The following is a 19576-nucleotide window of genomic DNA, read 5'->3' on the forward strand; positions in this document are numbered from 1 at the left end:
CAACTACAAAAAACAGACCCAGCTTTATCGCTAGGTCTGTTTTTTGTATAGAATTAATAAAATCTAGTCAGAGAAATTACTAGTCCACAATCAACTTACTAATCTGGAAGGCCATTTTGATAGAGTAGCTACTTTTAAGGATACTGACTTTCGGAGACACATTGTCATCCCTGCTAAATGTCCTTGCTATATTTGAATTATATTCTGCAATAATTCCGACTCTTTTATACTGCAAGCCAATTCCGAGATTTCCGCTTGGAGCAAATCGGCGGTACCCGTCAGCATTCCATTTCATGTCTTTCTCATGATTCATGGCCTCTGTGTATCCTATAAACCAGTCACCTGAAAGCCCTCCCTCGAGAAATAACTTTAACCTACTTGCTGAATTAAGATATCCGCGGAGTCCAATTCCGGCCGATCCCCAATAATGTCTTTCGTATTGGTAGAATTGGCTCGTAGAACCACAATTACACAAAGTCTGGTTTGGAAGTTTCTGCGATGTAAAATTCAATCTCGGGATCAGAGATAATGACTTTGTTATAGATCGCTCTCCCCAAAAACCGACCCCATATGAATAATCTGATTTAAAGTCATAAACAGCCCCGGGGATTCTCTCTGCCGTATTAATTTTCCTGTCATACAAGTCCCTACCAAAGCTTGCAGATATACCATAATTCCATTTGGGAATGGTTTGCCCAATCACCAATGAAGTCGATAGAAAACCAAAGGCAACGATAAAAAGTATTATCTTCTTCATAACCGTAGATTTTAAGTAACTATTCTAAAACTACTCTGATTTTTTGAACTTCGAGCTTCGATTCCTTGGCGGGTACGGAATGAATATAGTATACCCCACGCGGAAGCTCGCCGACATTTATATCAATCTTATTATTGTCGCGAAATTTTTTCTGTGAAAAATATTCTCCGATATTCAGCGATACAACAGTTTGCTTCGTCACCTCACTAATTAGTATGACTCGCTCAGGAAGATACTCCAATTCTTCGGTATTTTCAAATTCAATAGTCATCGTCGATGTAGCTGGATTTGGATAGGCGAGAAATCCTGCGCAGCTAACCGATTTGAAACCATAGAATTTTGAAAATGAGGCGCAGGCATTCGAATAATTGTATCGGAACATCCCTTGTTGATTAGGGCCTTGAAACGTAATACTAAGATTGCCCGTACTTGGTTGCGTCCATGGTAAACTAGCTGGTGTGGATGAAATCTTTGTCCAAGAAATTGACGATGCGCCTCTAACAGTCGTGAAGACATTGCCGAAAGTAGGATTTGTATTGAAACAAAACGTGTTCGGATAAGACTCGTCGTCTTCCACCAAGCCATACTGTAGTCCATTGTTAACATAGTAGCCCAATGCTGGAATTGGATCACCTACGTATATTTTTTTATGAATCTTTACAGACGAACAAGCACCAGGGAATGATATTGTTGCCGACACCGTAACCTCGCCGCTCCCTACTCTCGTAGCGGTTCCGGCTGAATTAATTGTAAGGCGACTGGGATCACTCGAAGACCAGCCGCCAAAAGTTGCACCGCTTGGTAGAGAGGTGATGGAAAATGATCCAGTTGTGCAGACCAGATCTGGACCCACTACGGGGCCACCTGCTGTTTTTTCTACCGCTCTTAGAGCATTAATTCGTCCCATTCCAACTTCCTGGTGATATGTTTGTGTAGGGAACTTCGTATTGCCACCAGTTGAGTATGTATACCCACCAACCTTATCAGCAGTTTCTACTATTCTCGTCCTAACCTGTAGTTCGCTTAAGGTTGGATCTACTGATAAAATGAGTGCTGCTAATCCGGCAGCCATAGGGGTCGCCCAAGACGTTCTGATGTCGTTATTTGCCGTGCTGTTAGTGTAGTTGCTACCGACACTTGTGGTAACGTCAAAACCAGGTGCTACAACATCAACCAATCCCGAAGGGTAATTTGAGCCGTTTGATGAATTAGCGTTCCATCTCTGATCGTTTGCATTCGAAGCTCCTATCGCTAATGTTTTGGCATTTCGAACAGGAAGGTATGGAGCAGAGGTAACATTTTTATTTCCCGTAGCAGCTAGTAAAACACAGCCTTTATTGCCTCGTCCGGATGTTGCTGCAGTTGTTAGAGCGTTATCAATGGATTGGTCAATGGTGATATTCGTCGCAACACCAAGCACAAATGACATACTAATAATATCAGCATTACTTGCCGCAAAATTAATTGCCGCTGTTATATACTGATCCTTTGTTCCGCCGCCTCCGCCAATAATATCCCCTACTGCGTTGGTATAGTACGCCCGAATCGGAACAATCTTGCTTGTATATGCACCGCCAGCCACGCCAATAGAGTTATTCCCTGTCGCTGCTGCAAAGCCTGCGCAATTTGTTCCATGGGATTGTTCCCCGGCGACTGGTCCACCACTTGTGCCACTGGGTGTAGCGTCGAACCCAGGCAGAAGGTTTCCGACTAAATCCGGGTGGTTTAATTGCACCCCATTGTCAATTATCGCGATCTTAATCGTAGAACAACCCGTGGTAATATCCCACGCATCCGGGAATTTTGCTTTTATATGTCCCTGATTAGCGATGTACTGATCATTGGGGGTACCAGTCGGAATTACGATGCGAAAATTGTTAGGCTGTGCGAACTCCAAGTCGCCAGTTAAATACAATTTATTACAGACGCCTATTGGATCAGACAATACGGCTTCACCAGTCACATAGTACAATTGATCGTCAAAGGAGTCTTTATTCTTTATTGTCAGATTATTGGATTTCAACATTGCTTGAAAACCTTCAAATCTTCCACTTTTTACCCGAACAATCAGATCATCGAGAAAAGCACCAATAATTTCGCCGCTTTCAGATACCATGAATGGATGAGCGGTCAGAATATTGTCATTTTTGCGCAAAGAGGTAATACTTTGATTAAGATCCAGCTTCGAAATGGAATCTTCGTATGAGAGAACTGCTAAACCATCCATTTGCTCGATTATATTCAATTTAGATGCACTTGGGGCGAGTTCCGATAATTTGGCCCGTTTCAAAAGGCCTTTGTCTCTGTATTGGATAAGAACCTTGCTCTTGCTAAGGTAGATTGGGTATTGTCCTCCTTTTGCAAAATGAACTAAATCTTGTGCGATACCAGAGGCTCCTAGTACCAATGTGAAAAGGGCGATAATAAATAATGTTTTCTTCATAGTGTTTGTTTATAGTCTTTTAAATGTGACACACAATTATTGCTATTCGTTGTTTGAGAGACAAATTTATTTCATCAAATCAACCGAAATTCGACGAGTAGCCGTAATTTTTCGACGAACAATGGGTTTTCGCTAGGCAACCTGTATTTTCGAAAGAACACATAAAAACTTCAAACACATTGCCTTTATATTAGCAACAATGTTAATAAAAGAAGGTAGGTACAAATTGCACCTACCTTCTGAACTCTTCCACTATTAATAGATCGTCTAAACGGCACTAGAATTGCACGCAATGGTCAAATTTGAGGATCTGGCGAAAATCGTCCATCAACGCGAGTTGCCTTTTACTGCGCTGCGACCCGACTGGATGGATCGATCCAGGCACGGCAGATACTTTGAACGGATTCTGATTCGTTGACATAAACATTCTCATCATCTTTCGTAAAAACCCAAACTATTCTCATCATCTTCTGTAATTTTTCTCATCATCTTTTGTGAAAACCGCCTAAAAGCGACCATTTATTCTCACTATCTTTTGGATTAGACATATGGACAAGGCATAACAAAAGTTCCATAGTTAAGGATAACCTTTTTAAAGGGCACGCTGGGCCCGATTTTTCATTTTCTCGAATCCGTTACTGGAAATCATCGAAAGGCCAGTCTCAAAAGCTGTGAAACATTACCCATACTCCCGGCGAGCGGAGCTGTGCTCCTAATTCATTCAATCCAAAAAGCGCGCCCACTGTATCAAACTCGATATATCAATTGAGCTATTTGATAGATTACAACCTTCCTTCCAGCAACAACTTGTCAATTTCTGATGGATTAAGATATTTAGGCTCGGAGATCACAATTTCCAAAACAGCGCCCAGATACTGCTTCGCCAGGGCTACCTTAGGAACCGTTACATTTCCTTCCAGTTTGATTTCCCGCTTTTCATGTATCTTATGCCCGCCGTGCACGATCAACGACCGGTAATCATAGATTTTCTTGACGTTGGCAAAAACCTGAACCGCATCATACGTTCCCGGCGCATAAACAGAAAGTAATGCAGCCATCCGGAGTGCAAGCTTGTGAGTGATCTCACCTTTTTCTTTATCGCTGAGAAGCATTTCCAAAGCAATGATCAGATCAACAATAACGTCTTCTTCTTCCTCTCGCAGGATCGATTTATAATACCTGCGTAAGGCAAACTCAAGCTTGTTTTCTTTCGAGTTGTCAACGGAGGTATATAGACTGGCTATCTTTTTAAGCTCATCCGAACTGACCACCGGAAAGTTTTCCTCGTTCCAGTAAAAATTGTCGAAGAAGGACGGATAATTTCTAGTAGAAGCACCTTGCAGGTACATCAAATCCATTTTGTATCTATCCACCCAGTTGTTCGGATAGAGCAAGAACTGGGCATAACCCGATGTACAGTCGGTGACGACCTTTAACACCGTCAGAAATCTTTGTATTTGCGAGGTCGGATACAGGGCCGCATTTGAAAAAGAACTATCAAAAATCCTTGAAGGGCGTTTGTAGGAGTAGTCTTTCAATACGAGTTCATGTGTCGCAGACATATAGACGCTGCTGGCAATAGCAGGGGAATATGCGATGATTTTGGTTCTTGCACGGTGTGCCTCATCACTGATCCGCCGCAATTCAAGCCCTGGGGCAATTTCAAAACTATCCGTGTCAAACTGAACAAAAAGAATCGGGATGCTAATATCGAAATGAAGGTCTTCTGCGCATAGAAAATTGGCAACCGGCTCGAAGATCGCCCTAAATAATGCCTCGTCAAATATGCTTCCGTGTAACAGGTAGAACCGTTCAATAAAGTCGAGAATAAAATTCTCACACAACAGTTTGTAAAAGCTGTCCGCTCTGGTTTCGTCATCTATCCAGGTTGTGAAATAGGACTTGATCTGGGGCGTTTCCATTACCAGCGAAAGCAATTGGATGTACTCAGGGTAATCATTCGGATCTATGTTTGGCTCCCCATTGCCGACTTGCCTGAATAATCTAGATATGTCATCAAGGTGTCCCTCGGAAAAATCAGGAAAGCCATTTTTTCGATAAGAAAGAACAGGACGCTTTTCAATACTCCAGGGATAATATCTGGCATTGATCGCCGGCTGAATGAGTGGAAGGACTTGTGGGAGCAACTTAACCAGTAGCTCGTATTGTTTCTCAAAGGACATCGTAAAAGCGACTTTAAATTCTCAGATCTTTCGACTCCAAAAAGATTTGGACGAAATGCTAGCCTTGAAGATAAGAAACACAGTAATGATGTTTTTCTGGAAAGGAGATATTATAAAAATACAGACATTACAAAGCTTCCTAATTACGGCTAAAATAATATTTTTACTACATTATTCCCAGCCCATTTTACCTGTGCGGTTTCCCCCTTGGGAGGCAGCTTTTCTTTGTAAGGTAGCTATCGATAATCGTTTTTCATGGCGTTCCCTCCGGTCGAGCTTTTTACCGCAAGCCCGCAGTGCAGCCTGACTTCACTGCGGGCTACAGGGATAAAATCTAAGGCATTGTAAAACTGACGTGTCAGCATGAGATGAAGAGGTATTGTCGTATATTGCAAGTAACCACCTAAATCACTCTTTTGTTTTCATGAAAAAACTGACGAATGCCGAACTAATTGAATCTACACTATCGAAGTTGGGTGCTGTTCGGTGGGAAGATGACGAGCAGATTTTATACGACTATCCCAATCAACAAGTGAACCCTCACATTCATTTTGCTTTTGATGCGGCAGACCTCACTGAGGCAGCACAGGTGACAGTGACCTTGATGGCACGCGGCGATAATTTCAAAAGAGTAAATGGGAATTTTGTCGATATTCATCTCACCTCGCTGGGCGTGTTTCCAATGGAGGGATTTGCCATTTTTTTAGAAGGGCTGGCATCGGCTAAACCTCTAACATTAACGTCACAAACCTAAAAATTGCTGCTGACTCCTTCACCAATAAGGTTTCGGGAGTCACTGGCGATAAGGAGTTTCAGTCAAATTTCACTTCGTATAGAATGGACAGTTATGGCGGACTCACGATAGCAACCGTAGGGACGGCTTTACTTACGTTTACACCTTTCACCGAAAATAATGGCATGGAGATCATTTGTTTACAGGACGAGGCGTTTTATACCCTGATTGAAAGGGTCATCGAGCGGGTTCAACAAAAACAGACAATAAAGACAGACAAATGGGTATCGGGCGAAGAGGCCATGAAAGCTCTGCGGATTACCAGCAAAACGACTCTGCAAAAGCTACGAGATGAAGGCAAAATCCGATTTTCACAGCCTGAGAAAAAAATCATTTTGTATGACATGGACTCGATTCTTGCCTATTTACATAACCACGCAAAAGAGCCGTTTTAATCATGGATGAGCAACAGGAACAACAGTATATCAAGGGGTTTAATAGCGGTTATTTGTTAGCCAAACACGAACCAGGATTGGCAGCCCAACTTACAGCTACGCCTAATGAGCAGAATCCGTATTTTAAGGGGCTGGTATCCGGCAAGCAGGAGTATGACAAGGAAGTACGTGAATGGGCCAAAAGCTTTTCAAAAGGCGCTCCGGCCAAAGAGGATAGAAGCAACCATAAGGAGCGGTAGCGAAATCAGCAGCACAATGATCCGGCTTTTGGAATATTTACTAGAAATACAATTTATAGGTGCATAGAACCATCCTCCAAAACTATCAAAGGAGGATGCGTTTATTATGTTGACCAAGAAGAACAATCCGAGACGACAGACAAGCCAAACACCAGGCCTTCATTCAGAGAATATTATTAAGATTGAGCAAAAGCATTTTCAATCTGTGGTTGATGGCATATGTCAGCAATGCCGCTACCCTTTGTTGGCACTTCGAATTCTCGTCTATGTAATTTGCAGCAGCGATACGCAAGGGCGAGTCTACATCAACGCTCGCCAACTTTCCCGCAAATTAGATGTGCATTATGACACGCTCACAAAATGCCTCAAATACCTTCGGGAAACAGGCATATTGAGTCTAGACCAATGAGACTCTATCTCATTGTCTTTTGCTTTCTACTAGGTATGTTAGCCTGGGCTATTACGTCAAAATAATTGTCCAGTGCAGATCACCTATGTGAGCTTGTCGGCTCCAACTATTCTCCACGTCTCATTTTTACGAATTTGTCGCAAAGATAAAGGACAAATAATTGTTATATTTGTAAATATTACTCTCTTAAAATGGACTTTTTCAATATATGGCCCTGACAGATTTTTTCAGAATTAACCTCCCGTATGGCATCAAAAAAGATGAAGATGGCGCATGGTTTGCATTCAATCGCGAATACAAGCCGTTGGGATATAATGACTCACGAACTCGTGTTGAGTATTCGTCAATACCCATAGCAACTAAATACAAAGGACTGACTACAAATCGGATAAAGAAGATAATCGCTAATCCGAAGTTGATACACTATGACGATAAAGGTGAAGCTATCAGCGCTCATCTTTATAGTGACGCAACAAATCCGCAATCATTTCCTGAACATTGGGATACCTACTTCAAACAGATTAAAGAGTTATCAAAGCTTGAAATAAAGTAGTTACACTTATTGTATATTCCGTTTGCTGAAAGGATCATTTATAGAAAATATGGCAGTTTTGAATGCACGAATTGATAATTTTTATATCCAAAAGCTTGAAATAAAAGACATGCATTCTGAGGAATCCAGAATAGGGATATCCTTTGACTTGGCCAAACATGCTGATGGTCTCATTGTATAATCTGCGTTTTTATTTCATCAGCCAATAAATCCACTAACACATCCCTATGGAAATCTCGATAAGACCGTTGAAATAGAGTCAGTAACAAACTTTATTTTGAGCCGTGATTTGTTAGATGATTTTAAAAATAGAACTAATGACGTGTCAGAACTTTTAGCAGAAATGGCTCAAATAACTATTTCACACGCAAGGGCGGCAGTTTTTGAGATAACACTTCGTAATAATGAACTAGTTTCTGGAATAATGATAAAGCATTTTTCTACTGCGCTTCTGCACGAATATATTTTAGATAACAAATTTGCTCTGACTTACCTCAGAGAACCATTTTAGAATATGATATCAGTAATTTCCGGCATATATACTACTGATTAATTATGCGGATAAACCTTTACCCTATACGTGAAGCAGATAGTCGCCAAAAAGCAATAACCTTGCTGGCTAAATTTCTTCACGAACGGCATTTTATGTCACTCACGAAGTCAGAATGGAAACTGCTATTAAGTCAATTTTTTAAAGAGAATGGCAGCTTCCCCCTCCGGTTTAATAAAGATGGGTTAGCTACAACCGAAAGTCTAGTTGCGTTTGGCAAGGTAATGGATCGGTTTTCTGAACGAATGATAGATACGGTAGATCCTGCTTTTTACTTAGACACGCCAGATATTTTGACACTAAGTGCGAATACTGGTTTTGGCCAAACAGTGATCATTAGACTGGCAGTGAAGAAATAAATATTCGTTGCAGCCCTCCCCCGTAGATGATTCTGAGAAGTCAAAATCGGGTAAGTGATTTTTGAAGATTGCGCCCACGCCTTGGATTTTATATGATAACGTCCTTTATCAGACGTTAAACGTCAGTAAACATTATGATTGAATTGACTATAAAAGTAGCAACGCTACCCGTGCCGGCTTTGGTGGTTAGCGCCGGAGACCGGGCACAGGTGCGCTTCCTGGAATTCTTTGCGGCCACGATCCGGCACCCGAACACCCGGCGTTCCTACTGGCGGGCGGCGGCTGATTTCCTGGGCTACTGTGAGCAGTTAGGTGTGACTGCTATAGATCAAGTGATGCCGCTGCATGTGGCTGCATGGGTGGAGACACTTTGTCGTTCGGTGTCCTCTCCCACCGTCAAACTTCGTTTGGCCGCCGTGCGGCACATGCTGGATTGGCTGGTGACTGGCCAGGTAATCCCCCATAACCTGGCAGCATCAGTTAAAGGACCGCGTCATTCCGTTCAACGAGGCAAAATCCCTATTCTGGATCCAGCCGAAGCAAGGGGTATCCTGGACGGAATCGATATCTCGACACCGATCGGGCTGCGCGACCGCGCGCTAATTGGCTTAATGGTTTACAGTTTTGCGCGGATCGGTGCGGCTGTTGGCATGAAGGTGGAAGATGTGTTCACACAAAACCGTCGGCTATGGCTCCGGCTGCATGAAAAAGGCGGCAAAGTGCATGAAATGCCCTGTCATCACAACTTAGAAACCTACCTGCACGAATATATGGAGGGCACCGGCATCGCCAGTGATCCGCGTGACCCGCTATTCCGCACCATCGGGCGCGGCACAGGTCAATTATCTGGAAATACCCTGCCCCAAGCAAACGCCTGGGCAATGGTCAACAGGCGAGCGAAGGCTGCCGGCATTAAAACAAAGCTGGGTAATCACAGTTGGCGGGCGACCGGAATTACTGCTTATCTGAAAGGTGGCGGAACATTAGAGAAGGCCAAGACGATGGCCAACCACAGCAGCACACGCACAAGCCAGCTTTATGACCGGCGCGACGATGCAATTACACTTGATGAAGTTGAGCGGGTTATAATTTAACCTACTGTTTGTCTACATACATACGTCGTTTTATAAGTGCGCAAAAATGGCCTATAATATGCTGATATATAGTATGTTAGTTTTGTGTTTTTGATGAAGTATTTTTAGCGGAATGTGCTTTAGCCAGTGAGATAGGGGCTTTAACGGGAATCTTGCGATGGCAGGAGGTGTAAACGTCTCATTAACTCAGAACAATTTCTGAGATTGCGGCATTGATTTGTAAGACGACAATTTGAGATTGTTTCTTCGAGGGGTGATTTAGTCCTTGGCCCTCAACCTTCGCCTAGTTCAAAACGGACGTTTAGTGAAACGGCTTGTTTTAATAACTTCCAACGACTATCCGTAGCATAGGCATCGCTTTATCGGTTAACTTAAAGTAATTTTAGCTAACAAAATGAGTCATAAAGAGAATTGATTAACCAATCCAACTTACCACCGTCACTTCAGGTTCTTGCCAGCAGACGCAAAGGGGGGCGAGTAAATTTTAGTGGCATTGAATACCAGTTGCTATTTGCCATCAATAAAGCATTGCGTGTTTTCACTGATGACAATCCGAATCATCGGATAGATCTGGAAGGTCTCGAAGATGTTGACTTACGAAACAAGTTATCCGTGGATGGGCAGGAGCTGTACCAGCTAAAATTCACGTCTGAACCCATTAATGCCAGTACGCTTTGGCGTAAGGGGGTACTTCAAAATTTCGCCGAAGCGCATCTGATTGACAAGCAATTGAAGTTTGTTATCGTAACGAATCAACCCTTCCGAGATGGTAAACTAGCTTCACTCTTTGATGGTACTGCTAGCGTCGAAATATTCGAGTATTGGCAGAATATGTTTAATCAGCTTAAAACCGATTCAAAAACTCGAGATTGGCCATGGGAACGTTTCGACCTACGGGCATTTCTGACCAAGATTCAGTTACAGGTAGTCCGTCTTGACACGCTACGTCTTGAAAACGCATCGTTGATCACGCAATTTTATTCGTTGGACCATCCGAATCATTCCGTTTATCTAAATGCACTCTTCTACCAGTTTTTTATGGTGTCGAGGGCGGGGCAGTCGGTTGATCGGCGATCCTTGCTGGCGTTTGGACAGCAAGTTCAAGATCATCAAGCACAAGGTATTGTGAACCCGGCTGTTCAACACCGGCTCATCGAGCGAGTCAATTTTTTGGTGAGAACAGATAAAAACTACACGGATTATTTCGACGGTCAGCCAGCTCTCCCCGTCCATGTGGTTGCCGGACTGCCGGTCGTTCGGCCTAAAGTAGAGAAAACGATACTTAAGCATATTAATGAATTTGACGTTGCCATTCTAAAAGCCTCCAGTGGTCAGGGAAAATCTACGTTGGCTTGGCGGGTAAGCTATGCGCTGCATCAACAGGGGCAACCCATCTATCAGCTCCATAGCTGCCCGTCCAGCGAATCAACGGGGGGTGTCGTAAACTTTCTGGAATCCAGAGTGACCATTGGGGAAGCCCCTGTAGTAGTTGTTGATGGTCTGTCAAATCAGCACCGCTATTGGGCTACAGTGGCCAGCCGATTAATTGATACACCCGTTCGCTTCATCATCACCACGCGAGAAGAAGATTGGGCACGTTACGGGTCGGACGCTTACGCCGTTAGAACAGGCGACCCTATTAAACTTGAGTTTACTCGTGCGGATGCTAATCAGGTTTTTGATGAACTAAAACGACACAAGCGGCTGCACCCAACAGCCGGACATTGGCAATCGGCCTGGGAAACCGTTTATGAGCGGGGGCTGCTAATGGAATACGTCTTTATGTTGACGAGGGGTGAAATGCTGGCGCAGCGATTGAAGGGACAAATAGCTCGACTAAATCAGGAGCGCGACGGTGCTGTCAAGCTGGCGACGCTACGGCTGATAGCTACGGCAAATGACATAGGAATTCCGCTACTAACCCGGCAATTGTACCGTCACCTAACGGCGCAGTTTCGTCCCCAAACCGACATCGGAGAACTCTTTCGGCAGTTGGAAGCCGAATACTACGTGCGGTTCGATCAACGTTACGTCGAAGGTCTACATCCGGTGCGGTCCCGTCACCTTGTCGAACTTTTGCATGACTACGTACCCATCAGTGATACGTTGCTTGAGTTGGCCCTGCTACTCGAACCAACGGATTGGGAGTTATTCGGTAAAGCTATTCCGCAACGCATCCCCAGCGACGAACGTGGCTCGTTTTTCAAATCCTTGGTTGAATCGAAAGCTAACACCGAAGCGGGCGAGTGGGTTGCCCTACTGTTAGGAATCTACCAGGGTGAGGTAGGCCAACTTGTCGAGCAACACCGGGACCGCTTGGATGAGGTTTTCCAGAATGGAGGTTACGAATTTTTTGCCATATCAACGATTCCGTATCCACATGAAGATGCGTCTCCAATCTCGTTGATTCAACAGATTACCGAAACTACCGATAACCCAATGATACGGGCGATTCGTGAGCTTCCTGCTTTACCCGTTGAAGCAACATCACTACAAAAAATTGTGCCGCTTATTCAGAAGCAACTGCGGCAAGAGCAAGTCTCTGTGAGTGAGATGGGTGAATTACTCAGTTGGTTCGCCCTGATGAACGTACCCGTTGAGTTACCGGATGATGAAGAGCTTCTTCGTTATCTGACAGATATGGAGCCAGAATTGTCTTTTCGGATTGGGGTGGGCTTGCAAGCCTTGCAGCCAGAACGATTTCAAGATTTCGCAAGCCGACACGTCGCTACCATTTGCCATTGGCTTACCCGGAAAACAAACAGTCTTTCTATCGTTCCCGAGGGTACACGTATTGTGATTACCTACCTGCTCACCGACGATAAACATAAAGATTCCAACGGCGAAAGTGTTAGTAGAATTGACAAAGTTCATGCGTGGTTACCTCAGTATGAGACGTATGAGACCAATGCGCTCGTGTTCCCTTTTCCCAACGAAGAGCTAACCCGAATCATCAGGGATAACGCACACAAAACTCTTTCGCCCAAGATGATATTCATGCCGGTCAGGGTACGCGTCAACCAAAGCTGGAACAAAATCCTGGTTGACCCCTATTTGGCCGATTCGGCCTACAGCTGGCAGCTTGGACAGAAAATAATTCGTGAGAAAGCCCTAACCTGCGTTCAATTTTCCTGTCAATTGATGGAACGGGTATTACCACGCAATTCAAAGGGGAATTCGTTGGGCAAACTGTATTCAGAGTGGCGTCGAACGGCTAAAGACCTCCTTGATTTCCACCAAGCGGCCCCCTTATTTCCGTTCAAAGAGTCTGAGTCGGTAAGCACCGGACAAGCATTCAAAGAACAAAAACAGGCGATTTCGTCTTGGGCCTTTGATCTTCGAAATTTCGTCAATCAACTTGATGGCCTGATGCTGCTTGATAAACCCGACACGCGACGGGTTGCGCTGGTGAATGTCCGCAATGCGATTTCTCACCTACCGGGTATGCAGAAGGCATTCAACGAAATAATTGAACAAACGCATCGCTATTTTGATACTCACGATCTGGAAAAGCAGGAACTTTCCTGGTACAACCGTCTTCGCCGGACAGCTGAGTTCTATGCTGAACACGTTACGGATATGGCTTTTAAACCTGTAACCGATGTGACTGCTACTATAGCCGAACATTGGCGCACGAAGCAGGAACTACGCTTTAAAATTCTGAACGTTAGTCTGGATATTTTCGCACAACTCACCGGCTACAGCATCTACAAACCAAATCGGCTGCTCGAAGAGGGACTAATTACGGAGGGAGTCGTGGGCATCGAAGGGCTGTCGGCGGCTGATCTAGCCAATGACTTTGACTGGTTTGCCACCAGTTTGGCTGATGTTGACTCGACCGATATTGATTTTCTTAACGTTATTTTTTGCCAGGACAGGCAGGCTACGGGTGGATTCAGGGTAAACAAGGGTTTTCTTTCCAAAGTAGCCCGATATAACTCAGGCGAAGATGTTTCACTAGACCCGTCGGATAATCCTTATCCAATTAACGTAACCACTGACTTGATTAGTGTTCTGCCTGAAGTTTCCTGGCAGGAGCCAATTCCACACCCGATTGGTAAACCAGTAGCTGAATTGTATCAAACTATCTGGTTGTTCACGGAAACCAAACGGGGAATGGCTGATGGAAGTCTATCCGAAAAGGACTGGAAAGCTTCGCAACTTAACCTGCTCAGACGCGAAGCAGCGGAGGGGCTACGTCAGATTAAACAGACAACATATACGTCTGCAATTCAGCACATAGAGCCACTTTATGATGCAGTACTGGCCCAACCCGATCAATGGTCAGGGCAGCAGTTGGCTGAACATCTTTTGGGTACGATCCAGCTTCTGATAGAAACGAAACCAGTAGACTCGCCTTGAGAGGTGATGATTACACCAGCATAGTGAACTGCTTACAAAAGCCGCGCTTATTGAACTTGATCGTGGCTTTTGCGATAGGTGATTATTTCAGTACATCTTGCTCCTCTTAAATACCTGGTAAGGTTTTCGGACACGAATGATCTCACTATAGCATGGTTCGCCGTTGCGATATCGGCCGAAGTAACCGTCCACGGCTAGAATCAAAAATTTATCGATAGAGGCTAGCCACCTCTTTTTTGGGCTATACCCAACAGTCTTGAATAAACGCTCGAACGTGAGACGTTATACCCTCGTCCCTTACTTGATAGTTAGATGCATGCAAGTTCAATCCAAATTATCTTAACTTACATAAAATGTTGAATAATGAAGCGGAATCTCTACATCATCATATTCTATGGCTTTTCTCTTCCTGCAATGTGCAAAGGAGGAAAATCCGATAAAGCCTGTTAAGAATAAACAAACCATCAACACGCCCTCTATAATTAATTTGACACGCTTATTTCCGCACAGAACTTGGCTCTTTAAGATGCTGCTGCCGGACAAGCAACCTAAACCGAATAAGCCATGCGCGTAAATGTTCGAATCTGAACGGTAGGCAGCTAAAATCGGACAAAACACTTAATTTTCATTTTAAATTATGTTCGTTTCTGCCGAGTTAGGGCCTATTCTAGTTCCTGGCTTTTGATTTGCTATGCAAAGTGAAAAGATATATTTGGAAACATTTCAAACTCGATATGAAAGGTACCCAACTAGGCGAATTTGAAGAGGTAGTGTTGCTGTCGATTGCCATGCTTTACGATGACGCTTACAGTGTGGCCGTCTTGGAAGCATTGAATACACGTCTGGGCAGACCCGTGAGTCTTGGTGTTGTGCACCGGACCATGCAGCGGTTGGAAGAGAAAAAAATGGTCAAATCACGGTTTGGAGAAGCATCGGCCGAGCGAGGCGGCCGACGGAAAAGACTTTTTACAATAACAATGGCAGGCGAAAATGCCCTGCGTGACGCACGGCGCGTGCGTAATGAGCTTTGGGATCGTATTTCGGAAACTGCATTCGGCAATTGATATGAGACCTTCAAACAACTTGCCACCACGCTGGGCCGAACGCCTTATTGAAAGGATCGCTGCCCCGTACCTGCGCGAGGAAATCCTCGGCGACCTGTTCGAACTGTTCCAAAAACGGGTTACGCGTTTTGGCCACATCCTGGCGCAATGGATGTACGTATTGGATATTATACTTCTGATCCATCCCCGGCTCTGGCGGAAAAACCCGGAAACAGCCCGCCTACCTCATTATTCAACTGATTTTTCAAAACCCAATCCAATAGACATGCTTAGCAATTACATGAAAGTCGCAGCGAGAAATTTGAAAACCAACAAAGCATACGCCCTGATCAATATTGCAGGACTTGCACTGGGAATGAGCTGCGCGATCCTGATCTTCATGTTGGTGAGATACCACCTGAGTTTCGACAATTTTCACGCGGGTTCCGAGAGGATCTACCGGATCGTTACCGAGCAGCATCGCGACAATATCAGCTACCAGCGAAGCGTCCCGGCCCCGTTAGGCAAGGCTTTCAGGAATGATTATACTTTCGCAGAAAAAGTTGCCCGGATCGCGACTTTCGAAGAGTCACTCATTACGCTGAGGAATGGAAATGAGCTCAGGAAGTTTAAGGATGAGCTGGCATATGCAGAAGCTGACTTTTTTGAAATTTTCAATTTCCCATTGCTACAAGGAAATAAGGCGACGGCTTTGGAAGCCCCCGGAACGGCCATCATTACCGAGAAGATCGCAGAAAAGTACTTCGCCCATGAAAATCCGATTGGAAAGGTTTTTTGGCTTGATAATAAAATTGCTTTCACCGTGACAGGGATTTTGAAAGACCTGCCGGAAAATTCGGACCGGAAAACGGGTATTTATGTCTCATACAACAGTTTGAAAGCACTTAATCCGTGGCTGGCCAGTGATGACTCCTGGGGCGGCATCCAGAGTGTGATGCAGTGTTTTGTTCGGCTGCGCCCTGGTGTAACCGTAGCCCAGGTTGAAAAAGTGTTCCCGGCCTATGTCAAAAGGTACCGGCCAACGAGTAAAAACGTACACCACTACAAGTTGCAGCACCTGGCGGACATCCACTTTGACTCCCGGTACGACGGCCCGATGGAAAGGCGGAATTTATGGATCCTGTCGGTAATTGGTTTGTTTTTGATAGCTACCGCGTGCGTCAATTTTGTAAATCTTGCCACCGCACAAGCGTTCAAGAGATCTAAGGAAGTGGGTGTGCGTAAAGTTTTGGGCGGCCTTAAAGGACAACTTTTTTGGCAATTTCTTTCCGAAACATTTTTGATTTCAACGGCCGCAATCATCATCGCATTGGTTCTCACCTATTTGGTCCTGCCTGCCGCTAATTCTTTTTTTGATATAAGAATGTCCATTAATCTGCTTTCTGACAGGCTATTATTGACATTTGTTATGATACTGGGAATCCTGGTGACCTTTTTCGCAGGTTCTTATCCAGGGCTTGTCCTGGCGCGTTTCCAACCTATTGCCGCCCTGAAAGGCAAAATGTCGCAGGCCAGCATTGGCGGTTTCAACACACGCCGGACACTGATCGTGATCCAGTTTGCCATTTCTCAGATCCTGATCATTGGGATGGTAGTAATTATCAACCAAATGCGGTATGCCAACCAGGCTGATCTGGGGTTTGATAAAGACGCTATCGTCATGCTCCCGCTGGGCATTGATAGCACGAATGTAAAAATGAAGACACTTAAAAGTGAAATTTCAGAGATTGCGGGTGTTGAAAAAATCTCACTTTGCTTTTCGGCACCCGCTTCCTGGGAGGCCTGGAATAACAGTATCCGGTTTGACAACCAGTCAGAAGAGGTTAATTTCCCCACCAGCATCAAAGCTGGTGATGCAGACTATATTTCCACTTTTGGCCTGGAACTTGCCGCAGGAAGAAATATTTTCCCGACCGATTCGGTGCGGGAGTTTCTGGTAAATGAGACCTTTACCAGAAAATTGAATTTCAAAACACCCCAGGACGCTATCGGTAAGGTCATTGCCGCAAATGGAGGAACGATGGTAGCGCCGATCGTAGGTGTCGTTAAAGATTTTCATGACCGGTCTTTCCACGAAGATATAAACGCGATAGCCTTTACCAGTTTCATTCCCAATTACTCCGTGATGGCAATCAAAGTGAATCTGGCCAATATAAAGTACACAATGTCGGCCATTGAAAAGACCTGGACGGCGAAATATCCCGATCAGATCTTCGAATCCCAGTTTTTGGATGATAGCATTGGGCGGTTTTATGAAACCGAAGAACGAATGCTCAAACTGATCCAGGTATTTTCTTTCATCGCGATCTTCATTGGGGCCCTTGGCTTGTACGGTTTAGTCTCTTTTATGGCAGCCCAAAAAACAAAGGAGATAGGTATCCGCAAGGTTTTAGGTAGCAGCATTTCCGAGGTACTCTGGATTTTTGGCAAGGAATTTTCGACCCTGATCCTGATTGCCTTTGCCATTGCCGCACCAGTTGCATGGTGGGTGATGAACGGCTGGCTGCAGGATTTCAAGTTCCAAATCAAAATTGATGTTTGGGTATTCATCTTAACCCTTGCATCCACATTTCTGATCGTATTAGTCACAGTTTTATATAAAGCTTTAAAGGCGGTCCAAATGGACCCAGTCAAGAGCTTGCGGTCCGAATGACGGTATGTCGTAATTAGGCACCTGCCGAATAAAAGTGGCCGTGCTGAACATAAAGCCTTTTATGCGAAGGGGAATTCTGACAATCTCAGAAAACCCTCCTTAAAAACCAAACCTGAAAGCCCCGGCGTTGAAATGACACACTCAATAAGGTATACCCTGACCGAGCAATTTACAAGTCTGTAACCTTTTCAAACTAGCAAGGTTTTCACTTTAAATGCTGGGACTTCTACCATAAAAGGTATAAGCGCTTAGTGTCCTTACTTCCACAATCGTCAGAAATTCTCATGTTGATTGGATATGCAAGGGTCTCGACTCAAGATCAAAATTTGACAATGCAATTGGATGCCCTTAAAATAACGGGTTGTCAAAAAATTTTTCAAGAAAAGGTATCGACAGTGCAATGAAATCGCTTAAAATCTTAATTATTGAAGACGAGTTAGTCACCGCTCATGACATCAAAGAGACTTTGGAAAAAGCAGGCCACATCATAATTGACATTGCTCGAAACCTGTCTGCCGCTCTGACTTCAGTACGCGTTAATACACCTGATATCATTTTGATCGATATTCATTTAGAGCATTCGACCGAAGACGGCATCGACATAGCTCAACGTATTCTGGCCCTGCAAACCATACCTTTTATTTACCTTACAGGACATTCAGAGCATCCCACCATTGCACGAGCGCAGCAAACACGTCCCGCGGCATATTTGCTTAAGCCATTCCGGCATAAGGAGTTAGCCATCCAGGTTGAGCTGACCTACCATAATTATCAAGTTTCACTGGCTAGTTCAGCGGACCCTTTTTTATCTGACAACCTGTATCTACCCGTAGATCAGGGAAAAGGGTATGTAAAAATCAAAAAGAGCGACGTCCTCTACATGATGGCGGATCGGGTATATGTCGAAATCTATTTGGCAGGCGAGACACAAAAACGTGTTTTTTCGATGAATTTAGGCTATATCTCTCAATTCTTCACTACCGCCAACTTCTATCATTTGTCCCGGTCATTGGTTGTCAATCTGGACCATGTGGAGCGGATTGATAGAGGACAATTTTATGTGAAAGGGCATGAACACGCTGTTTCATTTCCAGAAGCGAACCATAAGCTTTTTCTTCAACAGTTTGCTATTATCAAAACACCGCCCAAACGAGAAAGCAGATGAGAGGTCAAGGAGTCTGCTTCATCGTCCCATGACATGCTGCTGCTCATCTCTTTCCTGCTGCTGGGATGGCCGAGATAGCGCCCTGTCAACCGCGTTTTCGCGCAGGTAATTATTACCCTCTCCCTGCTCAATCTGCTCGATGTTCGATTGGGTCTGAGAATGAAGTTCAATCACCGTCGAGTTATAGTATCCCCTGTTTGAAGGGGTAGGCAGAGGTGGCGAAACATGATCCACGTCTTTCATCGTCTCAAAAGGGATCGCGCGTTTTGCCTCTTCGATGGTCTGTGCATTTCTGGCCGCCGAATCCGCAGCGGATGGCGTGATGTCATCGCGCACAGAAACGAGTTTGATATTGCGCCGTGCTTCGTCGATAACCTGTTGGTTTCTTGCTTGCTGTTCGCTGCTAGCCCGGTTTAGAGCCTCCTCAACCGCATTTGCCATAATATTGACAGTTAGTTACTTAGCGAAAATAGAACTTATTTGGCGAGAATTATGACAGGCTACTTAATAATTTTTCAGCAGGTAGTTAATCCCTACCTCTAAGGGCATATATAGAG

General features: G+C 44.5%; 15 protein-coding genes. 11 read left to right on the forward strand and 4 right to left on the reverse strand.

Annotation, left to right across the window (positions count from 1 at the left end; genetic code table 11):
* Window positions 1-79: 79 nt before the first annotated feature.
* The 3 genes from AAHB90_RS30990 to AAHB90_RS31000 all read right to left on the reverse strand — a co-directional run bounded on the left by AAHB90_RS30990 (window position 80) and on the right by AAHB90_RS31000 (window position 5383).
* Complete coding sequence (locus tag AAHB90_RS30990) at window positions 80-757, reverse strand: hypothetical protein (RefSeq protein WP_342089210.1); 678 nt, start codon at window positions 755-757, stop codon at window positions 80-82.
* A 19-nt stretch (window positions 758-776) separates the two neighbouring features.
* The gene (locus AAHB90_RS30995; RefSeq protein ID WP_342089211.1) at window positions 777-3200 is read right to left on the reverse strand and encodes a S8 family serine peptidase; all 2424 of its coding nucleotides are present in this window, start codon (window positions 3198-3200) and stop codon (window positions 777-779) included.
* A 782-nt stretch (window positions 3201-3982) separates the two neighbouring features.
* Window positions 3983-5383, reverse strand: a complete 1401-nt coding sequence (locus AAHB90_RS31000; protein ID WP_342089212.1) for a hypothetical protein — start codon at window positions 5381-5383, stop codon at window positions 3983-3985.
* Between the two features lie 424 nt (window positions 5384-5807).
* Between AAHB90_RS31000 and AAHB90_RS31005 the strand changes: the two genes are divergently transcribed.
* The 11 genes from AAHB90_RS31005 (at window position 5808) to AAHB90_RS31055 (ending at window position 19019) form a co-directional block, all read left to right on the forward strand.
* Window positions 5808-6137, forward strand: coding sequence for a hypothetical protein (locus tag AAHB90_RS31005; protein WP_342089213.1), 330 nt, complete (start codon window positions 5808-5810; stop codon window positions 6135-6137).
* 83 nt (window positions 6138-6220) lie between these two features.
* Window positions 6221-6571, forward strand: coding sequence for a helix-turn-helix domain-containing protein (locus AAHB90_RS31010; protein ID WP_342089214.1), 351 nt, complete (start codon window positions 6221-6223; stop codon window positions 6569-6571).
* A gap of 2 nt (window positions 6572-6573) precedes the next feature.
* Window positions 6574-6810, forward strand: a complete 237-nt coding sequence (locus AAHB90_RS31015) for a hypothetical protein (RefSeq protein WP_342089215.1) — start codon at window positions 6574-6576, stop codon at window positions 6808-6810.
* 617 nt (window positions 6811-7427) lie between these two features.
* Window positions 7428-7772 (forward strand): hypothetical protein, encoded by a 345-nt coding sequence (locus AAHB90_RS31020; RefSeq protein WP_342089216.1) that lies wholly within the window; start codon window positions 7428-7430, stop codon window positions 7770-7772.
* A 555-nt stretch (window positions 7773-8327) separates the two neighbouring features.
* Complete coding sequence (locus tag AAHB90_RS31025) at window positions 8328-8681, forward strand: hypothetical protein (RefSeq protein WP_342089217.1); 354 nt, start codon at window positions 8328-8330, stop codon at window positions 8679-8681.
* 134 nt (window positions 8682-8815) lie between these two features.
* A complete protein-coding gene (locus AAHB90_RS31030) occupies window positions 8816-9775 on the forward strand; it encodes a tyrosine-type recombinase/integrase (protein ID WP_342089218.1) in 960 nt (319 codons plus the stop codon).
* Between the two features lie 411 nt (window positions 9776-10186).
* Window positions 10187-14137 carry a dsDNA nuclease domain-containing protein gene (locus AAHB90_RS31035; RefSeq protein ID WP_342089219.1) on the forward strand — a complete coding sequence of 1317 codons (3951 nt, stop codon included), beginning with the start codon at window positions 10187-10189 and terminating at the stop codon, window positions 14135-14137.
* A gap of 734 nt (window positions 14138-14871) precedes the next feature.
* Window positions 14872-15201, forward strand: coding sequence for a PadR family transcriptional regulator (locus AAHB90_RS31040; protein ID WP_342089242.1), 330 nt, complete (start codon window positions 14872-14874; stop codon window positions 15199-15201).
* A gap of 1 nt (window position 15202) precedes the next feature.
* On the forward strand, window positions 15203-17854 hold the full coding sequence (locus tag AAHB90_RS31045; protein WP_342089220.1) for an ABC transporter permease: 2652 nt from the start codon (window positions 15203-15205) through the stop codon (window positions 17852-17854).
* Between the two features lie 284 nt (window positions 17855-18138).
* Window positions 18139-18258 carry a recombinase family protein gene (locus tag AAHB90_RS31050; protein ID WP_446717944.1) on the forward strand — a complete coding sequence of 40 codons (120 nt, stop codon included), beginning with the start codon at window positions 18139-18141 and terminating at the stop codon, window positions 18256-18258.
* Window positions 18255-19019, forward strand: a complete 765-nt coding sequence (locus tag AAHB90_RS31055) for a response regulator (protein WP_342089221.1) — start codon at window positions 18255-18257, stop codon at window positions 19017-19019. The genes AAHB90_RS31050 and AAHB90_RS31055 overlap by 4 nt, the downstream gene beginning before the upstream one ends.
* 18 nt (window positions 19020-19037) lie before the next feature.
* On the opposite strand, the gene AAHB90_RS31060 is transcribed toward AAHB90_RS31055, so the two are convergent.
* The gene (locus AAHB90_RS31060; protein WP_342089222.1) at window positions 19038-19355 is read right to left on the reverse strand and encodes a hypothetical protein; all 318 of its coding nucleotides are present in this window, start codon (window positions 19353-19355) and stop codon (window positions 19038-19040) included.
* Between the last annotated feature and the right edge of the window lie 221 nt (window positions 19356-19576).

The organism is Dyadobacter sp. OTU695 (assembly GCF_038440355.1).
Taxonomy (GTDB): domain Bacteria; phylum Bacteroidota; class Bacteroidia; order Cytophagales; family Spirosomataceae; genus Dyadobacter.

What these genes read in the sequence shown, in the direction of transcription:
- AAHB90_RS30990 (WP_342089210.1), bottom strand. Translation starts at nt 757, where the DNA reads ATGAAGAAGATAATACTTTTTATCGTTGCCTTTGGTTTTCTATCGACT.
- AAHB90_RS30995 (WP_342089211.1), bottom strand. Translation starts at nt 3,200, where the DNA reads ATGAAGAAAACATTATTTATTATCGCCCTTTTCACATTGGTACTAGGA.
- AAHB90_RS31000 (WP_342089212.1), bottom strand. Translation starts at nt 5,383, where the DNA reads ATGTCCTTTGAGAAACAATACGAGCTACTGGTTAAGTTGCTCCCACAA.
- AAHB90_RS31005 (WP_342089213.1), top strand. Translation starts at nt 5,808, where the DNA reads ATGAAAAAACTGACGAATGCCGAACTAATTGAATCTACACTATCGAAG.
- AAHB90_RS31010 (WP_342089214.1), top strand. Translation starts at nt 6,221, where the DNA reads ATGGACAGTTATGGCGGACTCACGATAGCAACCGTAGGGACGGCTTTA.
- AAHB90_RS31015 (WP_342089215.1), top strand. Translation starts at nt 6,574, where the DNA reads ATGGATGAGCAACAGGAACAACAGTATATCAAGGGGTTTAATAGCGGT.
- AAHB90_RS31020 (WP_342089216.1), top strand. Translation starts at nt 7,428, where the DNA reads ATGGCCCTGACAGATTTTTTCAGAATTAACCTCCCGTATGGCATCAAA.
- AAHB90_RS31025 (WP_342089217.1), top strand. Translation starts at nt 8,328, where the DNA reads ATGCGGATAAACCTTTACCCTATACGTGAAGCAGATAGTCGCCAAAAA.
- AAHB90_RS31030 (WP_342089218.1), top strand. Translation starts at nt 8,816, where the DNA reads ATGATTGAATTGACTATAAAAGTAGCAACGCTACCCGTGCCGGCTTTG.
- AAHB90_RS31040 (WP_342089242.1), top strand. Translation starts at nt 14,872, where the DNA reads ATGAAAGGTACCCAACTAGGCGAATTTGAAGAGGTAGTGTTGCTGTCG.
- AAHB90_RS31045 (WP_342089220.1), top strand. Translation starts at nt 15,203, where the DNA reads ATGAGACCTTCAAACAACTTGCCACCACGCTGGGCCGAACGCCTTATT.
- AAHB90_RS31050 (WP_446717944.1), top strand. Translation starts at nt 18,139, where the DNA reads ATGTTGATTGGATATGCAAGGGTCTCGACTCAAGATCAAAATTTGACA.
- AAHB90_RS31055 (WP_342089221.1), top strand. Translation starts at nt 18,255, where the DNA reads ATGAAATCGCTTAAAATCTTAATTATTGAAGACGAGTTAGTCACCGCT.